Here is a 9,259-nt window from a genome sequence, read left to right as displayed (position 1 = left end):
TGCCGGGGATGTCGTGCTTGGCCATGACGGCGCGGGCCTCGCGGATCCAGCCGTCGAGGTTGTCCGCGTACTTGCCCTTGCCCTCGCCCTCGCCCTTGCTGTTGTCCTTGCTCTTGCTGTTGTCCTTGGCGGCCTTGTCCGCGCTCTGCTCGGCCTGGGTGGCCTGGGTGGTCAGGTGCTGGGCGGTGGCGGCGGCCCGGTGGGCGGCCGGGGAGGCGGCGTCGGGCTGGGCGGCGTGGGCGGTGCCGGTCAGGGCGGTGGCGGCGATACCGGCCGCACCCAGGACGGTCAGACCGCTGACGGCCGCACGACGGGTGGGACGGACGGCGGTCAGGGTGCTCAGGGTGGTGCGCATGGGGAAGGGGAGCCTTTCGCGTGGGGGACGTGACGCCGCACCCGGCACGGGGCTGCCGGTCGTGTGGTTGCGCGGCGTGGGGCCCACCGTGCGCAAGACACCCCCCACCCCGGCAAACATGTGACCTACGACCCGGCCTAGTCCCCCGCACCAGGCCGGGGGTGCTGTCCCCGCACCCACCCCGATACCGGCATTCCGGACATACGAGGGTGAGTCGTACGTGGCCTGGACCCTATGGGCGGCCTCACACCACCCACCCCGCCACACCCCCGCCCCCACACCCCCAGTACCCACCCCTGCGCACACCGCAGCCGTTCCCCGCGCCGCCTCGGGGGGTAGGACGTGCGGATGCATACGGTTCCTGTCTGCGGCCCCGAAGGTCCGATCAGGGCCGGAGTCGCCGCCCCCGCGCCTCCTGCCCCGCTCCGCGCCGTCCTCTTCGACTTCTCCGGCACGCTGTTCCAGGTCAGGGCGTACGCGGACAGGATCCGGGCTGCCCTGGGGCGTCCGGTGGGCGAAGGCGAGATGGACGACCTGCTCGGCGGGCTGGAGCGGGGGCTCACCGAACCGGCCGTGGTGGCGGCGCAGCAGGCCAGGGACGTCTCGGCCGCCGCTCACCGGCGGGCTTTCACGGCTTGGTACGCCTCGGTGCCGGCGCTCGTTCCGGTCGCGGAGGTGCTCTACGAGCAGTTGCGCGCCCCCGGGCACTGGGTGCCGTACGCGGACACCGGCGCGACGCTGGCTGCGCTGCGCGGCGCCGGACTGGCGCTCGGCGTCGTCAGCAATGTCGGCTGGGACCTGCGGGACACCTTTGCGCACCACGGAGTGGCCGAGTACTTCTCGTGCTGGGTGCATTCCTACGAGCACGGCACGGAGAAGCCGGATCCCGCGCTCTTCCGGTCGGCCTGCCGGGAGCTCGGCGCGGGGCCGGGCGAGACGCTGATGGTCGGCGATCACCCGGCCGCCGACGGCGGTGCCGCGGGCGCGGGCCTGCGGGCGTACGTCCTGCCGGCCGGTCCGTCACCAGGAGGATTCCGGGGCCTGGACGCGGTGCTGCGGCTGGCCGGGATCGAGGAGCGCGCGCCCGGGTGACACGGGCCGCTCGCACGTACCGGTCGGCTGCCGCGTGGGGCGGTGCCGCGGGTCAGCCCGGCCAGGGGAGAGTCGCGTAGAGGCGGAAGTCGCCGCCGTCCCTGCCGTGTTCGAGGGTGCCGCCCGCGAGCAGTGTGCGTTCCGCGAGTCCGATGAGGCCCTGCCCCGCTCCGGGGACCCGCGGACCGGCGAGGTCACGGGCTGCGCCGTCGTGCCGCACAGGGTTGCGGATCTCGACGGTGAGGCCCGCACCCGAGGCGCCCCGTACGGTCACGGAGACGGGTGCGGTGGGGTGCGCGCCGTGCTTCCGGGCGTTCGTCAGGCCCTCCTGGACGATGCGGTACGCCGTGCGGCCCGCGACCGCGGGTGCGGAGCCCGGTCCGCCCACCACTGCGACATCGAGTGCGACCGAGGCGCCTGCCCGCCGGGCCTCGTCCGCCAGGTTCCCGACGTCGGCGAGCACTGGCTGCGGGCGGTCGCCGTCCTCCGGCGCGCGCAGTACGCCGATGATGTCCCGCAGGTCCTCCAGCGCCTGGTGGGCACTGTCGCGGATCACGGCAGCGGCCTGCCCGACCTCCTGCCGGGTGGCGCCGGGGTTGAACTCCAGGGCGCCCGCGTGGACGCTCAGCAGGGAGAGCCGGTGGCCCAGTACGTCGTGCATCTCGCGGGCGATGTCCTCTCGTGCCTCGCGCCGCGACTCGGCCGCGGCCCGTGCGGCCCGCTCGCGCAGCGAGACGACGAGTTGCCGCCGCGACCGTACGTACAGGCCCCAGCCGATGCTCCCGGCGACCAGCGCGAAGTAGGTGGCGGCCGACGCGGTCCTGGGGTCGTCCGCCGCCGGTCCGCTGGCCAGGAGGAACGGCACCGGCGCGAAGGTCACGCATGCCACGTACCCGGTGACGCGGGGCGGCCTGTTGACCGCGACGGTGAACAGCGCCACCAGGATCGGTCCGGTGACGAAGTGCGAGAAGGGCTCCAGGAGCAGCAGCCCGACGGCGAGCGCCACCGGCTGCCACCGCCGCAGGAACAGCGCCGTGCAGGCCAGCGCGCCGGTCAGTTGGTCGAGGAACAGCGCGGTCTCGGAGGTGCCGGGGTCGATCACCACCGAATCCGCGGTGAGTACCAGGAAGCATCCGGCGAACAGGAACGCGCCCGTGTCCACGCTCCGGTCGCGTATCCCGCGGCGGGCGCGGGAGGCGGTGCCGCTCTCCTCGCGGTGCTGCCGGGTCCGGCGTATCCGTCGCGCGGCGCGGCGCACCGACCCGTTGCCGCGGTGCAGCAGCCGTGCCACGGCGGGCAGTCGTTCACCGCGTTCGGTGCCGAGCAGTTCCATGCGGCGAATCTACGGCGTGCCGCGTGCCGTCGGGGCCTGTGCCCGGCAGGCGGCGACTTCGGTATGACAGCCGCGCGCCGTATCGCAGACTTTCGTCGCCTCCGTCGAGGCCGAAGCCCGATCCGGCGTCCGGTCCGCGCGGGTCAGGCTGCCGCCATGAAGAACTTTCTCGGTTTCGTGTCCTTCGTTCTCCTCGCCCAGGGCGCGGGCGGCATTCTGCATGAGGTGACCGGCGGCCGGTTCAACCTGTGGACGGTGGTCCAGCGGGTCGGCCTTCTCGACGGTTACGAGGTCTACGCCTGCGTCCTGCTGCTCGTCCTCGGTGTCGCGGTCGGTGCGGCCTCGGAAGCGGTGGGGCGACGCGGTTGACGGCGGTTGACGGCGGTCGACGGCGGTGACGGGACGGCGTGGGCGGCCGCACCGGCCGGCGGTCCCACCCGGCGGGGCGGGAGAGGTGCGGGCCGCGGCATATTCTGAGGCCGCGGCAGGCCGCACTTCCCCGTACGGATCGACCAGGAGCAGAACCGTGTACTTCACCGACCGTGGCATCGAAGAGCTGGCGCAGCGGCGCGGCGAGGAGGAGGTCAGCCTCGGATGGCTGGCCGAACAGTTGCGCACCTTCGTCGATCTCAACCCCGACTTCGAGGTGCCGGTGGAGCGGCTGGCGACCTGGCTGGCACGACTGGACGACGAGGACGAGGACGAGGACTGACCAGGACCGACGAGGGCGACGGGACTGATCAGGACGGGCGCAGGGTCGACCGGGTCCGTTCGGCCGGATCGGGGCGGGCGGGCCGGTCCCCGGGCGTGCGCGGGGGCTCGCCGGACGCGGAGGCTTGCACGGCTCGCGATACGCGACATATCGTGTCTACGGCTATACGCGATATGTCGTCGCGCTGGGGTGCCGTACGGTCGATTCCGAACGGCCTCACCCGTGCGCCCGCAGTGCTGAGTCCGGGAGGCCGCGCAGTGTCCGCATCCGACGATCGCTCGTGGGAGATCACGACGCCGCAGCGGATCGAGTTCGACGATCCGGTGACGGAACTCCAGATCCGCGTGGTGGGCGGGACCGTCAACGTCGTCGGTACCCAGGAGCCGGCCACCCGCGTCGAGATCGGCAAGGTCGAGGGACCGCCGCTGCGCGTCCGGCGGGAGGGCGGCAGGCTCGTCCTCGCCTACGACGACCTGCCCTGGCGGGGCTTCCTCGAGTGGCTGGACCGCAAGGGTTGGCGGCGCGAGGTCGAGGTCTCCGTCCAGGTCCCCGCGCACGTCGCGCTGTCGGTCGGTGTCGTCACGGCCGGAGCCGTCGTCTCCGGGGTGCGCGGCCGCACCCGGGTGGCCGGGGTCTCCGGAGACACGACCCTGGTCGGGCTGTCCGGTGACGTCGCGGCCGACACCGTCTCCGGCAGCGTGGAGACCCAGCGCCTCTCCGGCTCGCTGCGCTTCTCCACCGTCTCCGGGGACCTGACGTGCATCGACGCCTCCGCCGACCAGATCAGGGCGGACTCGGTCAGCGGTGCGATGATCCTCGACCTGGCCTCGCCCCGCGGCGACCGGCCCGCCGAGATCCGGCTCTCCAGTGTCTCGGGCGAGCTGGCGCTCCGGCTCCCCGACGACGCGAACCTGACGGTGGACGCGCACACCGCGGGCGGCGCCGTCTCCAGCGCCTTCGACGACCTGCACACCGGCGGCTGGGGCGACCACCGCATCACCGGCACCCTGGGTACCGGTCGCGGAGCCCTGCATGCCGTGAACGTCTCCGGCGGCCTCGCCCTCCTCCGCCGGCCACCCGGCGCTGACGTCTGCGAAGACGGCGCCGACCCGGCCGACCCCGGCCCCCGCCCCGGTGCCGGCCCCCGTGCCGACGTGCCGCGCCCCGCGCAGGAGTCCGGCTCCGGCTGCGACGCGCCCGCCCGGGAGGCGGCGCCGGCCGGCGCTCCGCATCCGCCCGGGCAGCCGGGCACCCCCTCTCCGGCGAAGGACCTGTGACATGCCCCCCGTCTTCGCGCACGGCCGCCTGCGCCTGTATCTGCTGATGCTGCTCGACGAGGCACCCCGGCACGGCTACGAGGTCATCCGCCTCCTGGAGGAGCGGTTCGAGGGGCTGTACGCGCCCTCCGCCGGAACCGTCTACCCCCGGCTGGCCAAGCTGGAGGCCGAGGGGCTGGTCAGCCACACCACCGAGGGCGGCAGGAAGGTCTACTCGATCACGGAGGCCGGCCGGGCCGAGCTGGTCGACCGGCAGGCCGAACTCGCCGAGCTGGAGGTGGAGATCCGCGACTCCGTGGCCGCGCTCGCCGCCGACATCCGCGAGGACGTCAGCGGCACGGCCAGCGACCTGCGGCGCGAGATGCGGGAGCAGGCGCGGGACGCCCGGGGCCGCGCCAAGGGCGGGCGCGGGCGCGGCCGCGCCGCGGCCTCCTCCGGGGCCGGGGGTGCTCCCGGCCCGGAGAGTGCCTGGGGCGGCGCCTGGGGCGTACGTGGTGACGTACGTGGTGACGTACGTGGTGACAAGGAAGGGTGGCGGCAGGCCAAGGAGGAGATGCGCCGCGCCAAGGACGAGTGGAAGGAGCAGGCCCGCAAGGCCAAGGAAGAGGCCCAGCAGGCCAAGCAGCAGGCCCGCAAGGAGCGCGAGGCGCACAGCGCGGCGCTCGCCGAGGTGCGGCGCATCGCCCACCAGGTGCAGGAGCAGGTGCAGACCCGGATGCGGGGCGGCGACTGGTCGGGCGCCGTCCGCGACGGCATGTCCGAACTCGCCCGTGAGATGGGCGACCTGGGGCGGTTCGCCGGCCAGCCGTCGCCCCGCCCCGCGGAGGAGCGCCCTGCGGAGGAGCGCCCCGGCGCCGCCGGAGCGGGGCCCGATGACGGGGGCGATCTGCCGCTTGCCGACTCCACCGGCGATCCGGCGCGCGATCTCGAGCGCCTCCTGGACCGTTTCCGCGACGACGTACGGGACGCGGCGCGCGACCACGGTGTCGGCGAGGGCGAACTGCGGGAAGTGCGCCGGCATCTGTCCACCGCGGCGGCCCACATCGGGGTCGTGCTGCGCGGCTCCGGCGGGGGTGCCGGCGCCTCCGGCGAGGGCGGATCCACGGAGGGCGCCGCGGGCGGGAGTTGACCCCCTGCCCGCGGTGGGCCGGTGCGCTCCGCCGTCCCGCCCGGCCTCCGGCACCCGGCGCCGGTCCGCGGTGGGCCTGAGGTGGGCCTGCGCACAGGGGCGGTCGGCTCCGGGCGCGCCGGGGCGGTCGGCGTCACTCGGCTCGGGCGGCCTGTCCGGGCCGACTGGTGCGGGGGCGTTCCCAGAGGCGGACCACGTGCGCACGCAGGATGTCCTCGGCCTCCTCGGAGGCCAGATGCCCGATGAGCACATGGCTGGTCAGGCCGTCCGCGAGGGCGAGCAGGGCCCGGGCCTCGCGCTGCGGGTCGAGGCGTGCCGCGCCGCCGTCGCCCGGCTCGTCCGAGGGGTCCGGGGCGTCCGGGGCGTCTGCGTCGCCGACCTCGACGGCCTCGGTGACGAGGCGGGCGAGGAGATCCTGGAGGGCCGCGTAGCTGATCCGGAGTCTGGCGGCGAGCGGCTCGCTGACGGCGGCCTGGGCGACGAACGCGAGCCACACCCGGGCCTCCGCACGGTGTGCGCTGCGGAGCAGGGCGATCTCGGTGGCCGCGTGCTCCAGAGCGGTGGCGGCCGACCGCTCCGGTGCCCCGGACAGCCGGGCCCGCATGCGCTCGGTGACGCGTGCGCCGACGTGGTCGACGGCGAACACCAGCATCTCTTCCTTGGTGCGGAAACAGCGCTGCACAGCGCCCAGTGAGACCTCCGCGCGGGTGGCCACGTCGCGCATCGTCACCCCCTCGGGGCCGTGCGCGTCGGCGAGGACGCAGACGGCCTCGGCGATCCGCCGGCGTCGGCTCTCGTAGTCCACCTGCTTGGGCATGTGCGGGCGCCTCCTTATTTCAATACGAGTGTATCGGATCTGGGTTAGGGTGCTGCTGCGGTGCTGCGGTGCTGCGGTGCTGCGGTGCGAGAACCGCGGGTGCCGCGTGCACTGCGTGTACCGCGCGTACTGCTACTGCGTGTACTGCGTGTACGCGGACCGCGAGAACTTCGACACAGGAACGGGGAGGGCAGCAAACGTGCGGGACGCCCTTTGGCGGATGCCGGCCGCGGCTCAGGCGGCGGCGGTCCGGAACGGCGACGTATCGGCCGCCGAGTTGGTCGGCAGCCACCTGGATCGCATCGCCGACGTGAACCCGCGGGTCAACGCGGTCACGCAGCTCATGGCCGAGCGCGCGCGGGAAGCCGCGGCGCGGACGGACGCCCGCCGGGCCGCGGGTGAGGAACTGGGCCCGCTGGCCGGAGTGCCGTTCACGGTGAAGGAGACCACGGCCGTCGAAGGCGTGCCGACCACGATGGGAGCCGCCCGCTTCCGCGACCTGGTCGCGGCCGCCGACGCACCCCCGGTGGCCCGGCTACGCGCCGCCGGGGCCGTGCCGATCGGCCACAGCAACGTCCCCACCCTGATCCTGGCCGGTATGCACACCCGCAGCGAACTGTTCGGCGACACCGTCAACCCGTGGGACCCGAGCCGGACTCCGGGCGGCTCCAGCGGTGGCGACGGAGCGGCCGTCGCCACCGGCATGGCCGCGCTGGGCCTCGGCAACGACTCCGGCGGGTCGGTGCGGATCCCGGCCTCGTTCTGCGGCGTGGCGGGCCTCAAGCCCACCGTCGGCCGGTTCCCAGCCGACCACCGGATCCTCGGACCGGACGATCCGGGACCGGCCTCGCAGATGCTGGTCACCGACGGGCCCCTGGCCCGCACGACCGCCGATCTGCGGCTGGCGTACGAGGTGCTGGCCGGGACCGATCCGCGGGACCCGCGGGCTGTCCCGGTGCCCGTCCGCGGCGAGCCGCTGCCCGGGCCGGTGCGGGTCGCGGTCGTCGCCGACCCCGGCGGGCACGGCGTCCACCCCGCGGTCCGCGGTGCTGTCACGGCCGCGGCCGACGCGCTGCGCGAGGCCGGCTACGACGTGCGGGAGGTGGCGGACGTGCCGCGGCTGGACGAGTCGCTGGAGGCGTACCAGCGGATCGTCATGACCGAGTTCGCCCCCAACTGGCCGGTGCTGCGCACGCTGCTGGGCGAGGGCGGGGACCGCTACATCGAGATGACGAGGGAGAAGACCCCGCCCGCGACCACCGCCGAGTTCATGCAGCTGATGGGGGTCTGGCTGGGCGTGCGGCGCTCCTGGGCGGAGTTCCTCGACACGTACCCGCTGCTGCTCGGGCCGGTGTTCACGGAGCCGCCCGTCGAACCCGGGCTGGAGTCACGGGACCGGGCGGGACGGGAGCGGGTCGGCTCGGCGATGCGCCTGTGCACGGCGACCAGCTTCGCGGGCGTGCCCGGGGTCGCCGTGCCGACCGGCGTGGCCGACGGGCTGCCGCTCGGTGTGCAGCTCGTCGGGCGCGCGTTCCGCGAGGACCTGTGCCTGGAGGCCGCTCAGGCGGTCGAGGACCGCCTCGGTGTGCTCACCCCGCTCGACCCTCGCCCGGACGCCGCACCGGCGGCCGCGGGCTAGGAGCGCCCCGCCGCGGGACGGCGGGCGCGGGGCCGGCCCGTTCCGCCCGGCTCCTGTCCGGTCCCGGCCGGTGCGGCCGGGACCGGAGGGCCGGAAGGGTTCAAGGGGGCCCGGTACAGGGCAGGTTGAGTCGTGCAGGGCCTCGACGGGAGCGTCGGTGGCGGAGGCGAGGGGGCGCACATGAAGCAGGAGATCCGGGAGATCACGCTGCCGGGCGGGGAGACGGTGCTGGCCCGGGTGCACGTCCTGGACGACGACGAAGTGCCGTCGGAGGCCGAGGAGTTCCAGTACGACGACGTGGGTGTCCAGGACATGCTCGTCGCCCGGGCCCGGCAGCTCAACGAGGTCATCGGCGGAGTGGGCTCCGCCGTGCTCGCCGCCGCCCGGCATGCGCGCCCCGACGAGGTCAGCGCGACGTTCGGCGTCGAACTCGCCGTCAAGTCCGGCAAGGCTCTGGCCGCGGTCCTCGCCGAGGGTGAGGCCAAGGGCGCCGTCTCCGTCACCCTCACCTGGCGCAAGCCCGAGGCCGCCGCCCCCGAACCGGACTCCGGTGCCGGGGACTCCGGCTCGCCCCCGCAGGGCGGGTGAGCCGGAGTCCGGCCGCCGGGGCCCCGGCAGGGGGTGCGGGGAACGACGCACCCGGGCGTACGAAGGCGCGGCGCCGGAGCGCGACCGCTGACGCGCTCCGGAGACGAGGCGTCCCGCGCGCTCCTCGGGCAGCCGCCCGCGGCCCGGGGCCCGCGGCGAACAGCGGCTGCGAACCGGTGGACAGTGGCCCGATGGCAGCGACCCGGCCGACAGCAGCCCGGCCGACAGCAGCGGTCCGAGGGACAGCAGCCCGGCCGACAGCAGCGGCCCGAAGGACAGCGGCCCGGCGGGCAGCCGACCGCGGCGCACCGGGCGCG

The 9,259-nt window shown here is 74.9% G+C and carries 9 protein-coding genes and 1 pseudogene; 7 read left to right on the top strand and 3 right to left on the bottom strand.

What is annotated here, in order from left to right:
* A pseudogene (locus BMX65_RS32985) lies at positions 1-355 on the bottom strand (transglycosylase SLT domain-containing protein); the annotation flags it as partial.
* Between the two features lie 348 nt (positions 356-703).
* Here BMX65_RS32985 and BMX65_RS21645 point away from each other — a divergent pair.
* The gene (locus BMX65_RS21645; protein ID WP_075002007.1) at positions 704-1,447 is read left to right on the top strand and encodes an HAD family hydrolase; all 744 of its coding nucleotides are present in this window, start codon (positions 704-706) and stop codon (positions 1,445-1,447) included.
* Between the two features lie 52 nt (positions 1,448-1,499).
* Here BMX65_RS21645 and BMX65_RS21640 read toward each other — a convergent pair whose 3' ends face one another.
* Positions 1,500-2,780, bottom strand: coding sequence for a sensor histidine kinase (locus BMX65_RS21640; protein ID WP_079172019.1), 1,281 nt, complete (start codon positions 2,778-2,780; stop codon positions 1,500-1,502).
* A 156-nt stretch (positions 2,781-2,936) separates the two neighbouring features.
* Here BMX65_RS21640 and BMX65_RS21635 point away from each other — a divergent pair, with 156 nt between their 5' ends.
* From BMX65_RS21635 to BMX65_RS21620, 4 genes are all read left to right on the top strand, one after another.
* The gene (locus tag BMX65_RS21635) at positions 2,937-3,149 is read left to right on the top strand and encodes a hypothetical protein (RefSeq protein ID WP_075002006.1); all 213 of its coding nucleotides are present in this window, start codon (positions 2,937-2,939) and stop codon (positions 3,147-3,149) included.
* 157 nt (positions 3,150-3,306) lie between these two features.
* Positions 3,307-3,492, top strand: a complete 186-nt coding sequence (locus tag BMX65_RS21630) for a DUF6104 family protein (RefSeq protein WP_075002005.1) — start codon at positions 3,307-3,309, stop codon at positions 3,490-3,492.
* Positions 3,493-3,749: 257 nt separating this feature from the next.
* Positions 3,750-4,769, top strand: a complete 1,020-nt coding sequence (locus BMX65_RS21625; protein ID WP_075002004.1) for a DUF4097 family beta strand repeat-containing protein — start codon at positions 3,750-3,752, stop codon at positions 4,767-4,769.
* Position 4,770: 1 nt separating this feature from the next.
* Complete coding sequence (locus tag BMX65_RS21620) at positions 4,771-5,898, top strand: PadR family transcriptional regulator (protein ID WP_075002003.1); 1,128 nt, start codon at positions 4,771-4,773, stop codon at positions 5,896-5,898.
* Between the two features lie 133 nt (positions 5,899-6,031).
* Here the strand turns inward: BMX65_RS21620 and BMX65_RS21615 are convergent, their stop codons facing one another.
* Positions 6,032-6,715, bottom strand: coding sequence for a TetR/AcrR family transcriptional regulator (locus BMX65_RS21615; protein WP_075002002.1), 684 nt, complete (start codon positions 6,713-6,715; stop codon positions 6,032-6,034).
* 199 nt (positions 6,716-6,914) lie between these two features.
* On the opposite strand from BMX65_RS21615, the gene BMX65_RS21610 reads away from it, so the two are divergent.
* Both BMX65_RS21610 and BMX65_RS21605 read left to right on the top strand, forming a co-directional pair.
* Positions 6,915-8,354: an amidase gene (locus tag BMX65_RS21610; protein WP_275435215.1), complete on the top strand. Its 1,440-nt coding sequence runs from the start codon at positions 6,915-6,917 to the stop codon at positions 8,352-8,354.
* Between the two features lie 180 nt (positions 8,355-8,534).
* On the top strand, positions 8,535-8,942 hold the full coding sequence (locus BMX65_RS21605; protein ID WP_075002000.1) for a CU044_2847 family protein: 408 nt from the start codon (positions 8,535-8,537) through the stop codon (positions 8,940-8,942).
* The last annotated feature ends 317 nt before the right edge of the window (positions 8,943-9,259 follow it).

It is taken from the genome of Streptomyces qinglanensis, assembly GCF_900111245.1.
Classification (GTDB): Bacteria; Actinomycetota; Actinomycetes; order Streptomycetales; family Streptomycetaceae; genus Streptomyces; species Streptomyces qinglanensis.
The sequence above is the reverse complement of the archived record's forward strand: the minus strand, read 5'-3'. Positions and strand labels throughout refer to the sequence as shown.

Bases quoted from the DNA above. Each gene is read 5' to 3' on its own strand.
- BMX65_RS21645 (WP_075002007.1), top strand. From the start codon at position 704: ATGCATACGGTTCCTGTCTGCGGCCCCGAAGGTCCGATCAGGGCCGGA.
- BMX65_RS21640 (WP_079172019.1), bottom strand. From the start codon at position 2,780: ATGGAACTGCTCGGCACCGAACGCGGTGAACGACTGCCCGCCGTGGCA.
- BMX65_RS21635 (WP_075002006.1), top strand. From the start codon at position 2,937: ATGAAGAACTTTCTCGGTTTCGTGTCCTTCGTTCTCCTCGCCCAGGGC.
- BMX65_RS21620 (WP_075002003.1), top strand. From the start codon at position 4,771: ATGCCCCCCGTCTTCGCGCACGGCCGCCTGCGCCTGTATCTGCTGATG.
- BMX65_RS21615 (WP_075002002.1), bottom strand. From the start codon at position 6,715: ATGCCCAAGCAGGTGGACTACGAGAGCCGACGCCGGCGGATCGCCGAG.
- BMX65_RS21605 (WP_075002000.1), top strand. From the start codon at position 8,535: ATGAAGCAGGAGATCCGGGAGATCACGCTGCCGGGCGGGGAGACGGTG.